The sequence below is a fragment of the Streptomyces subrutilus genome (assembly GCF_001746425.1).
Lineage (GTDB): Bacteria > Actinomycetota > Actinomycetes > Streptomycetales > Streptomycetaceae > Streptomyces > Streptomyces subrutilus_A.
Genome location: NZ_MEHK01000001.1, coordinates 3,318,042 through 3,333,394, shown reverse-complemented (window position 1 = coordinate 3,333,394; position 15,353 = coordinate 3,318,042). Strand labels below are relative to the sequence as shown.

General features: G+C 70.8%; 17 protein-coding genes. 15 read left to right on the top strand and 2 right to left on the bottom strand.

Annotation, left to right across the window (positions count from 1 at the left end; genetic code table 11):
* Positions 1-4: 4 nt before the first annotated feature.
* From BGK67_RS15950 to BGK67_RS15930, 5 genes are read left to right on the top strand one after another with little or no spacing between them, the layout of a single operon-like run.
* A complete protein-coding gene (locus tag BGK67_RS15950) occupies positions 5-640 on the top strand; it encodes a TlpA family protein disulfide reductase (protein ID WP_069920715.1) in 636 nt (211 codons plus the stop codon).
* A gap of 4 nt (positions 641-644) precedes the next feature.
* Entirely contained in the window at positions 645-1,418 is a 774-nt protein-coding gene (locus tag BGK67_RS15945) for a cytochrome c biogenesis CcdA family protein (protein WP_069920714.1), read from the top strand.
* A 13-nt stretch (positions 1,419-1,431) separates the two neighbouring features.
* On the top strand, positions 1,432-3,126 hold the full coding sequence (gene resB / locus BGK67_RS15940; protein WP_069920713.1) for a cytochrome c biogenesis protein ResB: 1,695 nt from the start codon (positions 1,432-1,434) through the stop codon (positions 3,124-3,126).
* On the top strand, positions 3,123-4,205 hold the full coding sequence (ccsB, locus tag BGK67_RS15935) for a c-type cytochrome biogenesis protein CcsB (RefSeq protein ID WP_069920712.1): 1,083 nt from the start codon (positions 3,123-3,125) through the stop codon (positions 4,203-4,205). The genes resB and ccsB overlap by 4 nt, the downstream gene beginning before the upstream one ends.
* A 25-nt stretch (positions 4,206-4,230) precedes the next feature.
* The gene (locus BGK67_RS15930; RefSeq protein ID WP_069920711.1) at positions 4,231-4,734 is read left to right on the top strand and encodes an SRPBCC domain-containing protein; all 504 of its coding nucleotides are present in this window, start codon (positions 4,231-4,233) and stop codon (positions 4,732-4,734) included.
* 45 nt (positions 4,735-4,779) lie between these two features.
* Here the strand turns inward: BGK67_RS15930 and BGK67_RS15925 are convergent, their stop codons facing one another.
* The gene (locus BGK67_RS15925) at positions 4,780-5,076 is read right to left on the bottom strand and encodes a PLD nuclease N-terminal domain-containing protein (RefSeq protein ID WP_069920710.1); all 297 of its coding nucleotides are present in this window, start codon (positions 5,074-5,076) and stop codon (positions 4,780-4,782) included.
* Positions 5,077-5,166: 90 nt separating this feature from the next.
* Between BGK67_RS15925 and BGK67_RS15920 the strand changes: the two genes are divergently transcribed.
* From BGK67_RS15920 to BGK67_RS15905, 4 genes are all read left to right on the top strand, one after another.
* Positions 5,167-6,624, top strand: a complete 1,458-nt coding sequence (locus tag BGK67_RS15920) for a menaquinone biosynthesis decarboxylase (RefSeq protein WP_069920709.1) — start codon at positions 5,167-5,169, stop codon at positions 6,622-6,624.
* A gap of 76 nt (positions 6,625-6,700) precedes the next feature.
* Entirely contained in the window at positions 6,701-7,177 is a 477-nt protein-coding gene (locus tag BGK67_RS15915) for a hypothetical protein (RefSeq protein WP_069920708.1), read from the top strand.
* A gap of 61 nt (positions 7,178-7,238) precedes the next feature.
* Entirely contained in the window at positions 7,239-8,162 is a 924-nt protein-coding gene (mqnP, locus tag BGK67_RS15910) for a menaquinone biosynthesis prenyltransferase MqnP (protein ID WP_069920707.1), read from the top strand.
* A gap of 196 nt (positions 8,163-8,358) precedes the next feature.
* Positions 8,359-9,042, top strand: coding sequence for a UbiX family flavin prenyltransferase (locus BGK67_RS15905; RefSeq protein ID WP_069920706.1), 684 nt, complete (start codon positions 8,359-8,361; stop codon positions 9,040-9,042).
* On the opposite strand, the gene BGK67_RS40730 is transcribed toward BGK67_RS15905, so the two are convergent.
* On the bottom strand, positions 9,039-9,173 hold the full coding sequence (locus tag BGK67_RS40730) for a hypothetical protein (protein ID WP_279628676.1): 135 nt from the start codon (positions 9,171-9,173) through the stop codon (positions 9,039-9,041). The two genes, BGK67_RS15905 and BGK67_RS40730, sit on opposite strands and share 4 nt — an antisense overlap.
* Positions 9,174-9,294: 121 nt before the next feature.
* On the opposite strand from BGK67_RS40730, the gene BGK67_RS15900 reads away from it, so the two are divergent.
* The 6 genes from BGK67_RS15900 to BGK67_RS15875 all read left to right on the top strand — a co-directional run bounded on the left by BGK67_RS15900 (position 9,295) and on the right by BGK67_RS15875 (position 15,340).
* The gene (locus tag BGK67_RS15900) at positions 9,295-9,750 is read left to right on the top strand and encodes an Lrp/AsnC family transcriptional regulator (RefSeq protein WP_069920705.1); all 456 of its coding nucleotides are present in this window, start codon (positions 9,295-9,297) and stop codon (positions 9,748-9,750) included.
* A 52-nt stretch (positions 9,751-9,802) separates the two neighbouring features.
* Positions 9,803-10,966, top strand: a complete 1,164-nt coding sequence (gene mqnE / locus BGK67_RS15895) for an aminofutalosine synthase MqnE (protein ID WP_069920704.1) — start codon at positions 9,803-9,805, stop codon at positions 10,964-10,966.
* A 95-nt stretch (positions 10,967-11,061) separates the two neighbouring features.
* Positions 11,062-11,586, top strand: coding sequence for a GNAT family N-acetyltransferase (locus tag BGK67_RS15890; protein ID WP_069920703.1), 525 nt, complete (start codon positions 11,062-11,064; stop codon positions 11,584-11,586).
* Between the two features lie 29 nt (positions 11,587-11,615).
* On the top strand, positions 11,616-13,157 hold the full coding sequence (locus BGK67_RS15885; RefSeq protein WP_069920702.1) for a hypothetical protein: 1,542 nt from the start codon (positions 11,616-11,618) through the stop codon (positions 13,155-13,157).
* Positions 13,158-13,259: 102 nt separating this feature from the next.
* Positions 13,260-13,532 (top strand): DUF4229 domain-containing protein, encoded by a 273-nt coding sequence (locus BGK67_RS15880; protein WP_208948808.1) that lies wholly within the window; start codon positions 13,260-13,262, stop codon positions 13,530-13,532.
* A gap of 464 nt (positions 13,533-13,996) precedes the next feature.
* A complete protein-coding gene (locus BGK67_RS15875) occupies positions 13,997-15,340 on the top strand; it encodes a dicarboxylate/amino acid:cation symporter (protein WP_432215456.1) in 1,344 nt (447 codons plus the stop codon).
* The last annotated feature ends 13 nt before the right edge of the window (positions 15,341-15,353 follow it).

Here is a 15,353-nt window from a genome sequence, read left to right as displayed (position 1 = left end):
TCACATGAGCCTTAGCCGCGCCCCCCGCCGCCGCTCGACCGGCGGCCGCCGCGCCCTCCTGCTGACCGCGGTGACCGTCGCGGGCGTCGTGACCCTGACGGCCTGCGACGCCGCGGACGGCGGCGGCAAGCCCTCCGGCAGCGCCGGCGGGAACTACGTCACGGGCAAGGCCGGCGTCTCCACCGCGGCCAAGGGGGAGCGCACCGAGGCACCCAAGCTCGACGGGCAGACCCTCGACGGGGAGGTCCTCGACACCACCACCCTCAAGGGCAAGATCGTCGTCCTCAACGTGTGGGGCTCCTGGTGCCCGCCGTGCCGGGCCGAAGCCCCGGCCTTCGCGAAGGTGTCCAAGGAGTTCGCCGACGCGGGCAAGGACGTCGCGTTCGTCGGCATCAACACCCGCGACAACAGCACGCAGAGCGCGAAGGCCTTCGAGACGGACTACGGGATCACCTACCCGAGCCTCTACGACCCCGCCGGCAAGCTGATGCTCCGCTTCCCCAAGGGCACCCTCAACCCGCAGGCCATCCCGTCCACGATCGTCCTCGACAAGGAGGGCCGGATCGCGTCCCGCGCCCTGGTCCCCATCAGCGAGGAAACGCTCCGCTCGATGATCGACCCGCTCCTCGCGGAGCAGTGACCTCGTGGTCGACTACGTCCTCGCCGCCGAGGTCGCCGGGGTGAACGAGACGGTCCTCAGCGGCGCGCTGCTGCTGGCCCTGCCGATCTCGCTGCTCGCGGGCCTGGTCTCCTTCTTCTCGCCGTGCGTGCTGCCGCTCGTCCCCGGCTACCTCTCCTACGTGACCGGCGTCAGCGGCGCCGACCTCGCCGAGGCGCGGCGCGGGCGGATGCTGGCGGGCGCGAGCCTGTTCATCGCCGGCTTCACCGCGGTCTTCGTGTCCACGGGCGCGCTCTTCGGCTACTTCGGCGCGAGCCTCCAGGAGAACAAGGAGATCATCTCCCGGGTCCTGGGCGGGCTGGTGATCCTCCTCGGCCTGTTCTTCATGGGGGCGATCCCGGGCCTGACGATGCGGGAGTTCCGCTTCCACAAGAAGCCCACGGCGGGGCTCCTCGGCGCGCCCGTCCTCGGCGTGCTCTTCGGCGTCGGCTGGACCCCCTGCATGGGCCCGACCCTCGCGGCCGTCAACACCCTCTCCATCGACCAGGCGAGCGCGGGCCGCGGGGCACTGCTGACCGTGGTCTACTGCCTGGGCCTCGGCCTGCCCTTCATCCTCGCCGCGATTGCCTTCCGCAAGGCGCTGGGCGCGTTCGGCTGGGTGAAGAAGCACTACGCGTGGGTGATGCGCATCGGTGGCGGCATGCTGATCCTCACCGGTCTGCTGCTCGTCACAGGAATGTGGGACAGCATCGTCAGCGACATGCAGAGCTGGACCCAAGGCTTCACGGTGGGGATCTGAGGACTACACGGACATGAGTACGACAGACAACGCGCCCACCGAGGCGTCGCCCGACTCCGAGCCCGCGCTCGGCGCGGCCGGCTCCCAGCTCTCCACCGCCCCCGTCGAGGACAGCGGCCCCGTAGGCATCGGCGTGATCGGCTGGGCCCGCTGGGTCTGGCGGCAGCTCACCTCCATGCGGGTGGCGTTGATCCTGCTCTTCCTGCTGTCCCTCGGTGCGATCCCCGGCTCCCTGATCCCGCAGAACTCCGTGGACCTGATGAAGGTCGCCGAGTGGAAGAAGGAGAACCCGTCCTGGGTGTCCGTGGCGGAGAAGCTCCAGCTCTTCGACGTCTACACGTCCTTCTGGTTCTCCGCGATCTACATCCTGCTCTTCGTCTCGCTCATCGGCTGCATCCTGCCCCGCACCTGGCAGTTCACCGGCCAGCTGCGCGGCCGCCCGCCGGCCGCTCCGCGCCGGCTCGACCGGCTCCCCGCGCACACCACGTGGCGCACCGAGAAGTCCCCGGACGAGGTCCTCGCGTCCGCGAAGACGCTGCTCGGCGGGCGCCGCTACCGCACCGAGGCCGGCGACGGGCATGTCGCCGCGGAGAAGGGCTACCTGCGCGAGGCCGGGAACCTGATCTTCCACATCGCCCTCATCGTGATGCTCGTGGCCTTCGCCTGGGGCAAGCTCTTCATGTCCGAGGGCGGCAAGCTCGTGCTGCGCGGCGGCGGCTTCTCGAACACGCTCACCCAGTACGACGACTTCAAGTTCGGCAGCATGTTCCACGCCGACGACCTGCCGCCCTTCAGCTTCACCCTGGACAAGTTCGACGCCACGTACGAGGAGAGCGGCCCGCAGAAGGGCACCCCGCGCGACTTCAAGGCGTACGTCACCTACAGCAAGGGCTCCCACGGCAAGCCCACGAAGGCCGAGATCGAGGTCAACAAGCCCCTCGCCATCGACGGCTCCAAGGTCTACCTGCTCGGCCACGGCTACGCGCCGGTCATGTCGGTGACCGACCCCACCGGCAAGGTGGTCTTCCGGGACGCCGTGCCGATGCTGCCGCAGGACTCCAACCTCACGTCCGCGGGCGCCATCAAGGTCACCGACGGCTACCGGAACAAGAACGGCGAGAAGGAGCAGCTCGGCTTCTCCGCCCAGTTCGTGCCGACCTTCGCGGGCAAGGGCAAGGGCACGATGCTCTCCCAGTTCCCGGACACGAACTTCCCGGTGATCGCCCTGAACGCCTACCACGGCAGCCTCGGCGTGGACTCGGGCCTGCCGCAGAACGTGTACCAGCTGAACACCTCCAAGATGAAGCAGTTCACGAAGGAGAACGGCGACCCGCTCGCCAAGATGCTGCTGCCCGGGGAGTCGATGGAACTGCCCGACGGCGCGGGCACCGTGACGTTCGAGAGCATCGAGCGCTGGGCCACCTTCTCCGTCACCCACCAGCCCGGCAGCGGCCTCGCCCTCGCGGGTGCCATCGCCGCCATCGCGGGCCTGGCCGGATCCCTGTTCATCCAGCGCCGCCGGATCTGGGTCCGCGCGGTGACCGGCGAGGACGGCGTCACCGTCGTCGAGATGGCGGGCCTCGGCCGCAGCGAGTCCGCCAGGCTCCCGGAGGAGCTGGCGGACCTCGCCGCCACGCTGCACGCGCAGGCGCCGACCGCGACGCCCGCCGAACCCGTCGAAGAGAACCCCGAAGGAGAGCGCGGATGACGCCGCTCGCTGCCGCAGCCAACGAGAACCTGGCTCAGATCAGCAATTACCTGGTCTATTCGTCGATGGCGGTCTACACGCTCGCCTTCTTCGCCCACATCGCCGAGTGGACCTTCGGCAGCCGCAGCAAGGTGGCCCGTACGGCCGCCGCGCTGACCCCCGCCAAGGGCGCGGCCGCCCCCGCCGTGCAGGTCCGGGGCAAGGGGGGCGCCACCGCCGTCCTCGACAAGCCGAAGATCGTCACCCGCTCCGCCGCGGGCACCCGTGACGTGCCGGACGGCCCCGGCGCCGCGGGCGGCACCGAGCAGGGCGACCTGTACGGGCGGATCGCGGTCTCGCTGACCGCGCTCGCCTTCCTCGTCGAGGCGGGCGGCGTCGTCACCCGCGCGATGTCGGTGCAGCGGGCCCCCTGGGGCAACATGTACGAGTTCTCGATCACCTTCTCCACGGTGGCCGTCGGCGCGTACCTGGTGCTGCTCGCACTGAAGAAGAACGTCCGCTGGCTCGGCCTGATCCTGGTCACCACGGTCCTGCTGGACCTCGGCATCGCCGTGACCTGGCTCTACACCGACAGCGACCAGCTGGTCCCGGCCCTGCACTCGTACTGGCTGTGGATCCACGTCTCCACCGCGATCTTCTGCGGCGCTGTGTTCTACCTCGGCGCGGCCGGAACGGTCCTCTACCTCTTCCGCGACTCCTACGAGTCCAAGCTCGCGGGCGGCGGCAAGCCGGGGAGGTTCGCCACCTCCGTGCTGGAGCGGATGCCCTCGGCGGCCTCGCTCGACAAGTTCTCCTACCGCGTCAACGCGGCCGTCTTCCCGCTGTGGACCTTCACGATCATCGCGGGCGCGATCTGGGCGGGCGACGCCTGGGGCCGCTACTGGGGCTGGGACCCCAAGGAGGTCTGGTCCTTCGTGACCTGGGTGGCGTACGCCTGCTACCTGCACGCGCGGGCCACCGCCGGCTGGAAGGGCCGCAAGGCCGCCTACCTGGCGCTCTTCGCCTTCGCCTGCTGGATCTGGAACTACTACGGCGTGAACATCCTGCTCAGCGGCAAGCACTCGTACGCGGGCGTCTGACCGGCAGGAGTGGGACGCTGGTGTCATGCCTCCTGTGAGCCGTGGCACCAGCGAGAGCCGGGGCGAGGACCGCTGGCGGATCCACTTCGAGCCGCACCTCCCGTACGCCTACGAAGCGCTGTGGCCGGCCCTGACCACGCCCGAAGGGCTGCGCGGCTGGCTGGCCGAGGCGGAGGTCCTGGAGCGCCGGCTCGGCGGGGCGGTCACCCTGCGCCGGCCCCCCACCGGAACGGTGGCCACCGGGCACGTCACGGCCTGGGACGTCGAGCGGGTCGTGGAGTACACGCTGACCGGACACGAGCGGATCCGCTTCCACCTGGAGCCGGTGGGCACGGACTCGACGGTGATCCGCTTCGTGAACGAGCGGGGCGGCTCCGAGAGCGAGCGGCTGGACTGCCTGGCCGGCTGGCACGAGCACTTCGAGCTGCTGGAGTCCGCGCTGGCCGGGCGGCCGGCCGACTGGGCCGCCTGGACCGGCGCCCACCGGGCCGCGCTGCGCGGCGACTACGCGTCCCCCGCCACGGCGTAGCGGGGCCGGACCGCTCGCGTCGGCCGTCGGCCCGGCGCCCCGCAGTCAGTCCGCGTCCTTGTCCGGGCCCTTCTCCTGCTCCTCGCGCAGCCGCTTCAGGAACTCGGGGTTGTCGTCGGGCGCGACCCACTGGGCACGGCGCGCCCGCCCGAGGCCGGCCGCGGCCCGCTTCCTGCCCGCGAACAGCCACACCACCGGCCCGACGATGGAGAAGAGCAGGATGATGATCACCCAGACCACCTTCGGCAGGTGCTTGACCTCTTCCTCGGGCGTGTTCAGGCAGTCGATGAAGGCATAGATGGTCAGCGCGATGATCAGCAGGAACGGCAGATAGCGCAGCACGGTGTGGGACCGACTCCCGGGCAGTGGCGGCGGGCCCCCTGAGGGCCCCGGTGACCCTCCCAGGGTAGTTGGTGACGGATACTTGCCCCTATGGCTTACGACGATCTCCGCTCGCTGCTCCGGGCTCTGGAGCGGGAGGGCGACCTCAAGCGCATCAAGGCCGAAGTGGACCCGCACCTCGAAGTGGGGGAGATCGTCGACAGAGTGAACAAGGCGGGCGGCCCGGCCCTGCTCTTCGAGAACGTCAAGGGCTCGGCGATGCCGCTGGCCATGAACGTCTTCGGCACCGACCGCCGCCTGCTCAAGGCGCTGGGCCTGAAGTCGTACGGCGAGATCAGCGAGAAGATCGGCGGCCTGCTCAAGCCGGAGCTGCCGCAGGGCTTCATCGGCGTCCGCGAGGCCTTCGGCAAGCTCGGCTCGATGGTGCACGTGCCGCCGAAGAAGGTGAAGGGCGACGCCGCGCCCGTCCAGGAGGTCGTCCTCACCGGCGACGACGTGGACCTCGACCTGCTCCCGGCCCTCTTCACCTGGCCGAAGGACGGCGGCTCCTTCTTCAACCTCGGCCTCACCCACACGAAGCACCCCGAGACCGGCGTCCGCAACCTCGGCCTCTACCGCCTCCAGCGCCACGACAAGCGCACCATCGGGATGCACTGGCAGATCCACAAGGACAGCCGCAACCACTACGCGGTGGCCGCCAAGCGCGGCGAGCGGCTGCCCGTCGCGATCGCCTTCGGCTGCCCGCCCGCCGTGACGTACGCGTCCACCGCGCCGCTGCCCGGCGACATCGACGAGTACCTCTTCGCGGGCTTCGTCGCCGGCAAGCGCATCGAGATGGTCGACTGCAAGACCGTGCCGCTCCAGGTCCCGGCCCACGCGGAGGTCGTGATCGAGGGCTGGCTGGAGCCGGGGGAGACCCTCCCGGAGGGCCCGTTCGGCGACCACACCGGCTTCTACACCCCGCAGGAGCCCTTCCCCGCGCTGAAGATCGACTGCATCACGATGCGCAAGCGCCCGCTGCTCCAGTCGATCGTGGTGGGCCGGCCGCCGACCGAGGACGGCCCGCTGGGCCGCGCGACGGAACGCTTCTTCCTCCCGCTCCTCAAGATCATCGTGCCGGACATCGTGGACTACCACCTGCCGGAGTCGGGCGGCTTCCACAACTGCGCCATCGTCTCGATCGACAAGAAGTACCCCAAGCACGCGCAGAAGGTCATGCACGCCATCTGGGGCGCGCACATGATGTCGCTGACCAAGCTGATCATCGTGGTGGACGCCGACTGCGACGTCCACGACCTGCACGAGGTGTCCTGGCGGGCCCTCGGCAACACCGACTACGCCCGCGACCTGACCGTGGTCGAGGGGCCGGTGGACCACCTCGACCACGCCTCGTACCAGCAGTTCTGGGGCGGCAAGGCGGGCATCGACGCCACCAAGAAGCTCCCCGAGGAGGGCTACACCCGCGACGGCGGCTGGCCCGACATGGTCGAGTCCGACCCGGCTACCGCCGAACGGGTGACGCGGCGTTGGAAGGAGTACGGACTGTGAGCCTTCAGGCGAAGACGGGCGCGAAGAGCGCCGGGCATGCTCCCCGTTCCCACGGGGATGAGCCGGAGTACGGCCTGTGAGCCCGATCGCGATGGGCGGCCCGGCCCTCTTCATCGGCGGCGAGACGTACGTGGCCCTCGTGCGCCCGCGGCTCGACCCGGCCGACCCCGGCGTCCGGCGGGCCGCCGACGAGGTGGGCGTCTCCCCGGAGGAGTTCGCCGGCCCCGGCGACGTCTGGGCGCTGATGTTGGACTGGGCCGACGACGAGCACGGCGAGGGCGGCGGCTTCGAGCTGCCGGGCCTGCGCGACATCGAGGCGGAGGACTTCGCGGAGCGGCTGCGGGCCGCCCTCACCGCGGGCGGCCGGTTCACCGTCGAGGCGGGCGCCGTCCTGCGGCTCGACGCCCGCCCGGTCGGCGAGGACTACGCGTTCACGGCCCGGATCACCCCGCCCGACGGCGACGCCGAGGCCTTCCTGATCCTGGAGACCGACCCGGTGCCCCTCGCCGCGCTGCTGGCCGACCTCGAAGAGTTCCGCGGGAGCCTGGCGTGAGCGGCGCCGCTGCCCAGGACGGCCGGCCGGCCCACCTCGAAGCCCCCCGGAGGGACCCCGCATGATGACCACCGCCGATGGAGTGGTCGGGCCCGGCCCCGCACCCGAGGCCGGCAGCAAGATCAAGGCGTTCCTGCGGCTCGTGATGATCGAACACTCGGTCTTCGCGCTGCCCTTCGCCTACATCGCCGCGCTCACCGCCATGTTCCGGCTCGACCGGACGGTGCACTGGGGCACGCTGCTGCTCGTCACCGTCTGCATGGTGGGCCTGCGGACCTTCGCGATGGCCGCCAACCGGATCATCGACCGCGAGATCGACGCCCGCAATCCGCGCACGGCCGGCCGCGAGCTGGTCACCGGAGCGGTGTCGGTGCGGTCCGCGTGGACCGGGGCGGGGATCGCGCTCGCCGTCTTCCTCGGCGCGGCCGCGCTGCTGAACCCGCTCTGCCTGGCCCTGGCGCCCGTCGCGGTGATACCGATGGTGGTCTACCCGTACGGCAAGCGGTTCACGAACTTCCCGCACGCCATCCTGGGCCTGGCCCAGGCGATGGGCCCGGTCGGGGCCTGGCTCGCGGTCACCGGCGAGTGGTCGTGGGAGGCGGTGGTCCTGGGGCTCGCGGTGGGCGTGTGGATCGGCGGCTTCGACCTGATCTTCGGCTCCCAGGACGTGGCCGCGGACCGGGCGGAGGGCGTCAAGTCCGTCCCGGCCCGCTTCGGCGTCCCGGCCGCCCTGTGGGGGGCCCGCGGCGCGCACGTCGTGGCCACGGCCCTGCTGGTCTGGTACGCCCTCGCCACGGACGCGGGGATCTTCTTCTGGGCGGGCCTGCTGATCGTGGTCTGCGCCTTCGTCTACGAGCACAGCATCGTGACGCCGCACGACCTGTCCCGCCTGAACCGCGCCTTCTTCACGGTCAACGGGTTCATCGGGATTGCCCTGTTCGTGTGCGCCGTGCTGGACCTGGCGGTCCGGGGCCTGACCTTTTAGCTACCGTGCGGCCTGCCATCGAGCGCATGGACAGGGAGGCCGACGTGACCGTCTCGGAGAGCCGCCTGCACTCGCAGCGGTCGTGGTGGAGACCGGCATCGGCAAGATCTCCCTGGACACGGCCGATCCGCCGGTGGACCCCGGCGCGGCGACCTGACCCGCGCCCGGTCAGGGGTGGCCGGATAGTCTCGGAGGTATGACTGAGCGCAAGCGCACCCCGTGGGTGGTGGGGGTTTCCGGGGCTTCCGGGACCCCGTACGCGGCGGCGGTACTCCGCGGGCTGCTCGCGGCGGGGGAGAGCGTCGATCTGGTGGTGAGCCGGGCCTCGCGGCTCACCCTGCTGGACGAGACCGGGATCGCCTTCCGGGACGCGCACTGGCGGGAGGACCTGGGGGAGTGGCTGGAGCGCGGAGCGGACGGCAAGCCCGCGTCCTTCGCCCGGCCGGACCTGGCCGGTGTCCGCTACTGGGGCGCGGGGGACCTGGCGGCCGGACCGAGTTCGGGCTCGTACCCCGTCAAGGGGATGCTCATCGTCCCCGCCTCCACGGCGTGCGTGGCGGGGGTGGCGCTCGGGCTGTCGAAGGACCTGCTCCAGCGCGTGGCGAGCGTGACGCTCAAGGAGCGGCGCCGGCTGGTGGTGTGCGTGCGGGAGACCCCGCTGAACGGGCAGACGCTGAAGCACCTGGTGGCGCTGGACGAGGCGGGCGCGGTCGTGCTGCCCGCCTCTCCGGCGTTCTACGCGGGCGCGACGCACATCCAGGACCTGGTGGACTTCGTCGCGGGGCGGGTGCTGGACGCGGCAGGGGTGCCGCACCGGCTGTACCGCCGTTGGGAGGGGGAGCTGGGGAGCTCCCGGCCTCCCGAGGCGAGCGGTGGCTAGCGCTTCTTGGCGCCGCGCGGCTTGCGGGTCTTGTCCACGCGGTGCGCGGCGGACGGCTGGTCGGTGCGGGATCGGTTGGCCAGCTCCTGGAGCTGTCGCATGTGTGCGTAGGCCATCTCGATCGTGTACACGGTGAACCACTCCTGAAGATCGTCATTGATCTGTTGAAAGATTCACAGGGTGTTGACCCTGTGTGCCTTAGATTCTATACCTAAACTTGCAGGATCGCCGAATAATGGAAGGCTCCACGTAATGGACACGGTGGACAGGCAGCTCATCCAGGCACTTCGCGAGAACGGTCGTGCCTCGTACGCGGAGCTGGGCCGTCTCGTGGGCCTCTCCGGCCCCAGCGTCACCGACCGCATCAACCGGCTGGAGTCGGCCGGCGTCATCACCGGCTACCGCGCGACCGTCAACGCGGCCTCGCTGGGCCTCGGCGTCACCGCGCTGATCGGGCTCTCGATGTCCGACGCCGCCGACCACGAGGACGTCGCCCGGCGGCTGCGCGACCTGGCCGAGATCGAGGACTGCTGGTTCATCGCCGGTGACGACTCCTTCATGCTGAAGGTGCGCGCCAACGACGTGGACGGCCTGGAGAAGATCATCCGCCGGCTCTCCGGCACCAAGGGCGTCTCCCGCACCCGCACCACCATCGTGCTCTCCACGAAGTGGGAGAACCGGGTCGGGGAACTTCCCGAGGAAGGCTGAGAGTACGGTGGGACGGGTTGCAGGACAGGCATCTAGAGGAGGCGACCGCCTGATGGACGCTGGGCTCAAGCGCGAGCTGGAGGAGAAGGTCCGTTCCGGCGAGCGGCTGACCCGGGAGGACGGCATCGCCCTCTACGAGTCGGACGACCTGGCCTGGCTCGGAGGCCTCGCCCACGAGGTGCGCACGCGCAAGAACGGCGACGTCGTCCACTTCAACGTCAACCGCCACCTCAACATGACCAACGTGTGCACCGCGTCCTGCGCGTACTGCTCGTTCCAGCGCAAGCCGGGCGAGAAGGACGCGTACACGATGCGCATCGAAGAGGCCGTGCGCCTGGCCAAGGCCATGGAGAACGACAACCTCACCGAGCTGCACATCGTCAACGGCCTGCACCCCAACCTGCCGTGGCGCTACTACCCGCGCTCGCTGTCCGAGCTGAAGAAGGCGCTGCCGAACGTCTCGCTGAAGGCGTTCACGGCGACGGAGATCCACCACTTCGAGACGATCTCCGGCATGTCCGCCTCGGACATCCTGGACGAGCTGATCGAGGCGGGCCTGGAGTCGCTCACCGGCGGCGGCGCGGAGATCTTCGACTGGGAGGTCCGCCAGCACATCGTCGACCACCGCACCCACTGGGAGGACTGGTCGCGCATCCACCGGCTGGCGCACTCGAAGGGCCTCAAGACCCCTTCGACGATGCTGTACGGGCACATCGAGGAGCCGCGCCACCGCGTGGACCACGTGCTGCGGCTGCGCGAGCTCCAGGACGAGACCGGCGGCTTCCAGGTCTTCATCCCGCTGCGCTACCAGCACGACTTCGTGGACATGCAGGACGGCAAGGTCCGCAACAAGCTCCAGGCGCGGACCACGATGGCGACCGGCGCCGAGGCGCTGAAGACCTTCGCCGTCTCGCGCCTGCTCTTCGACAACGTGCCGCACGTCAAGGTCTTCTGGGTGATGCACGGCGTGCAGACCGCCCAGCTCGCCCTCCAGCACGGCGCGGACGACATGGACGGCTCGGTCGTCGAGTACAAGATCACGCACGACGCGGACAACTACGGCACCCCGAACAAGCTGGGCCGCGAGGACCTGCTGGAGCTGATCCGCGAGGCGGGCTTCCGCCCGGTCGAGCGCAACACGCGCTACGAGATCATCCGCGAGTACCCCGGCCCGGACGCGGGCCTGCGCGAGACCCCGCAGGCGATGCGGGTCTGACGCGCGGGCATCGCCCGGGCACGTGACGAGCCCCGGTCCGCAGTGCGGGCCGGGGCTTCGTTGCCACTGTTGCCCGTAATGGATAACCTTCCATCGTGACCCTTACTTTCACCCTGGATCCGGTCATCGACCCCGTCCTGCGCGAGGGCATCCTGTCCCTGTGGGCCGACGTCTCCAACGCGGGCGGAGCCGTGGGCTTCGTGCCCCCGGTCACCGCGGACGACATCCGCCCGGCGCTGATCAAGCAGCTGGCCGCGCTCGCCGACGGGGGCAGCCGGCTCCTCGTCGGGCACGACGAGGCGCGGGAGGTCGCCGCGACCGCGTTCCTGACCCACAACACGCACCGGCTGCAGCTGCATTGGGTGTGGGCCTCCACCGTGATGGTCCACCCGCGCCACCAGGGCAAGGGGTACGGCCGCGACCTGATGGCCGCGGCGGCGGACGCGGCCCGCTCCTTCGAGGGCATCGACGCGATCCGGCTCGGCTGCCGCGGCGGCCTCGGCCTGGAGCGCTTCTACGAGTCCTGCGGCTACAAGGAGGTCGGCCGCGTCCCCGACGCCATCCGCGTAGCCCCCGGCGACGACCGCGACGACGTCACGATGCTGCTGCCGCTGTACTGACGTGGTAACCGACGGACGAGGAGGCGCGGGTGGCGGGGTGGGACCAGCGGGCGGTGGCCCTGGTGGTGCTGCGGGGGACGGCGACCGACCGGGGGATCTTCGAGGCGGAGGTCGCGGCGCAGGGATGGGACGTACTGGAGCGGGACGGCCCGGCGGCTACCCCGACGGCTGAGAGCACGTGTGCCTACCTGGTGGAAGTGCGGTTCCCGGGCTCCGGATACCGGGCGACCACCGGTGCCCGCGAACGGCTGGAGGCGGTCGCGGACCGTCTTGTCCTCGACATGGTCGTCGAGGCCGTCCAGCTGGTCGAGCGGGATCCGCTGGACCTCCCGGTCTGGCACGGCTACCAGCCGCCGCGGCTGCCGCCGTGCACGACTCCGGTGCCACTGCCCGAGCGCGTCCGTGAACGGGCCGCCACCTGGTGGGCGGTGACGCTCGGGCCGCGCGATACCGGGCGCCAGGTACGGGCCGAGAGCGAGGCCGAGGCGCGGGCCCTGGCCGGGCGCGCTCTTCCCGGCGCCCCACCGGCGCCGAACGGGTCCTCGGTACGCCGGTCCATGGGGACCGGACCTCGGCCGGCCGGTCAGCAGGTGCCACGGCGGCGCGGGCCCGCGCGGCAGTTCGCCATGGTGCGCTTTCCCGTCCTGCTCGCACTGCTCTGCGGGGCGTGGACCGGTGCGCTCTGGGGGCGGGGCCCCGGGGCCTGGTGGCCCGTGTTGCCGTGCCTCGCTGTGGCACTCGCCGGGGCGGCCGTGGTGCTGCGCCGTGCGGCCCCCGCGCTACCGGCCTCCGGTGTCGGCGCGGCGGCCTTCGCCTTGGTCGCGGGCGTATGCGTGATCGCGGCCCATGCAGTGGCCACGGCTCCGGACACCGCGACGGGCTTCGCTTTCGTTGCCGTCGGCATCGGGATCGGCTCCATGGTGGGGACGGGCGTCTGGCTGCTCGTGCGCCAGTCCAGCTGGGGCCGCGCCCTGCCCTGGCTGCTGCCCGCGGCGCTGCCGCTCGTGGTGGTCCTGCTCCCCGGATTCGGCCTCACCTTGCCCGCCGCGTACCTCGACTCCTTCGGAGTCGACCTCGAGGACGTCGAAGTGCCGGCGGCGTGGCGGGTGATCGGGGCGCTGAAGGTAGTGGCGGCGCTGGCGCTGTGGCTGCTCGCCCCCGCGTTCATCGGGTACGCCAAGCACCTGCACTACCTGGTCAAGGACCGATGGATGGCCTATACCGTCGCAGGGTTCCTGCTGTTCTACTGCACCGTGGCCAGCGCCTGGGCGCTGGCCCTGCAGCCCGCGGCCGCGGCCGGCGCCCGGGCGGTCGCGGCCGCCGCGGAGGGACGCACCCCGCCGTTCTACTACGGGATCAAGCCCGAGTGGATGTGCGTGTGGACTGTCGCCGACGTGGACAAGGTGCCGGTCGAAGGGGGCCGCCTCGCCCGGGGCTCCGCGTACCTGCTGCTGGGCGACGCGGGCGGGACCGCCGTGCTGTGGGACGCGCGGGAGAAGCAGGCTCTCAAGGTTCCGCTTGCTTTCCTGCGCCTCGTCCCGGCGGACGCCCCCCGGCAGCCTTGCGGGTAGCCCCGGCGTGCTTCACTGGACGGGCACGTGCCGCCGTACGACGACGAGAAAGAAGGGGTCACCGTGTCCCTCAAGCCGAGCGCGACGATCCGCTACACCGCGATGCGTCTGGGCATCTTCGTCGGATGCCTCGTCCTCGTCGCCGTCCTGGTCCGCCTCGGCTGGGTGCCCGCCGGGCTCGGGGACGCCAACTTCGCCTGGGTCGTGCTGCTGGCCCTCGTCCTCTCCGCGCCGCTCTCCTTCGTGCTCCTGCGCAAGCAGCGCGACGAGATGTCCGCGCAGATCTCCGGCCGGGTCGCGGGCGCGAAGCAGAAGCTCGCCGCGAACCGCGACCAGGAGGACGCGGCCGACGACGCGGCGCGCGTGACTTCCTGACGGCGCCGGACGACTCGCGCCGTGTGACTGCGCGCGGCGTGTGAACGTCTCGGGTCGCGCGGCCTCCCGGCTCCCGCCGCAGGCTGTTGCCTTCCTCACATATCGAACCGCCCCAGTGCCGGGTTGACCCTCCCGTGCGCTGGGGCGGCGTTGTTTTCCCGTCTCAAAGAACGCCTTTGAGATTCTCAAAGGGGAAGTGTTAGCGTGTTCAACATGTTGACCACAGCCGCGCACCCGACGACCGTGAGCGTCCCGCTCGTGGCGCGCCTGGACGTCGACCTCTGCCGCCGCGCCACCGCGGCCTGTTGCTGTTGATCCGCATCGTGCGCTGAATCGATACAGCAGCGGTCCCGGCCGGCCGCGCGACTCCCCCGGGCTCCGCCCGGGAGGTGCCCCTGGCTGCTGCCGCACCGCACCACCCCTCCCGCAGAACCTCCCCCTGTCTTCGTGCGTCACCCAGGAGCGTGTCCGTGTCCGCGTCCCCCCAGGCCCAGGCTTCCGCCAAGGCCTCGTTCAAGTTCCCGTTCTGGGCCCAGATCATCGCCGGTCTGGTCCTCGGCGTCCTGTTCGGCTGGATCGCCCGCAGCCAGGACGTCAGCTGGCTCGGCACCACCCTGGAGAAGACCGGTGACATCTTCGTCCAGCTGCTGAAGCTGGCCATCGCCCCGCTCGTCTTCTTCGCGATCCTGGTGTCCATCACCAACCTGCGGAAGGTCGACAACGCCGCGCGGCTCGCCTCCCGCACACTGCTCTGGTTCATGATCACCTCGCTGATCGCGGTCGGCATAGGCATCGCGATCGGCCTGCTGACCGACCCGGGCGCGGGCACCGGCCTCACCGCCGCCGACGGCAAGGAGCCCAAGAAGACCGGCTCGTGGATCGACTTCCTCACCGGGATCGTGCCGACGGACATCGTCACGCCGTTCACCGAGCTCAAGGTCCTCCAGATCGTCTTCCTGGCCGTCGTCGCCGGTATCGCCGCCCTCCAGCTCGGCAGCAAGGCCAAGCCGGTCCTCGACCTCGCCGAGGCCGTGCTCGAACTGCTCCAGAAGGCCCTGTGGTGGGTCATCCGCCTCGCCCCGATCGGCACCATCGGCCTGATCGGCACCGCGATCGCCACGTACGGCTGGGAGCTCATCGGCAAGTACGCGACCTTCACGGCCGACGTCTACATCGGCTGCGCCCTGGTGATGTTCGGCGTGTACCCGCTGCTGCTCGCCACGGTCGCCAAGGTCAACCCGCTGCAGTTCTTCAAGGGCGCCTGGCCCGCCATCCAGCTGGCCTTCGTCTCCCGCTCCTCGGTCGGCACCATGCCGGTCACCCAGAAGGTCACCGAGCGCCTCGGCGTCCCGAAGGAGTACGCCTCCTTCGCCGTCCCGTTCGGCGCCACCACCAAGATGGACGGCTGCGCCGCGATCTACCCGGCGCTCGCCGCGATCTTCATCGCGCAGATCTTCGACGTGCAGCTGGGCATCAAGGAGTACCTGCTCATCGCGTTCGTCTCGGTCATCGGCTCGGCCGCGACGGCCGGTCTGACCGGCGCCACGGTCATGCTGACGCTGACCCTGTCCACGCTGGGCCTGCCGCTGGCGGGTGTCGGCCTGCTGATGGCGATCGACCCGATCCTGGACATGATGCGCACCGCCACCAACGTGGCCGGCCAGGCGCTGGTCCCGGTCATCGTCTCGGCCCGCGAGGGGATCCTGGACAAGGAGGCCTACGCCTCCGCCTCGGCCTCCCCGCTGGACGAGCCCGCCCCGGCGGCCGCCGAGACCGCCGAGCCCGAGCCGGTCGCCGTCCCCGCCTGACGCCCGCCCGCCC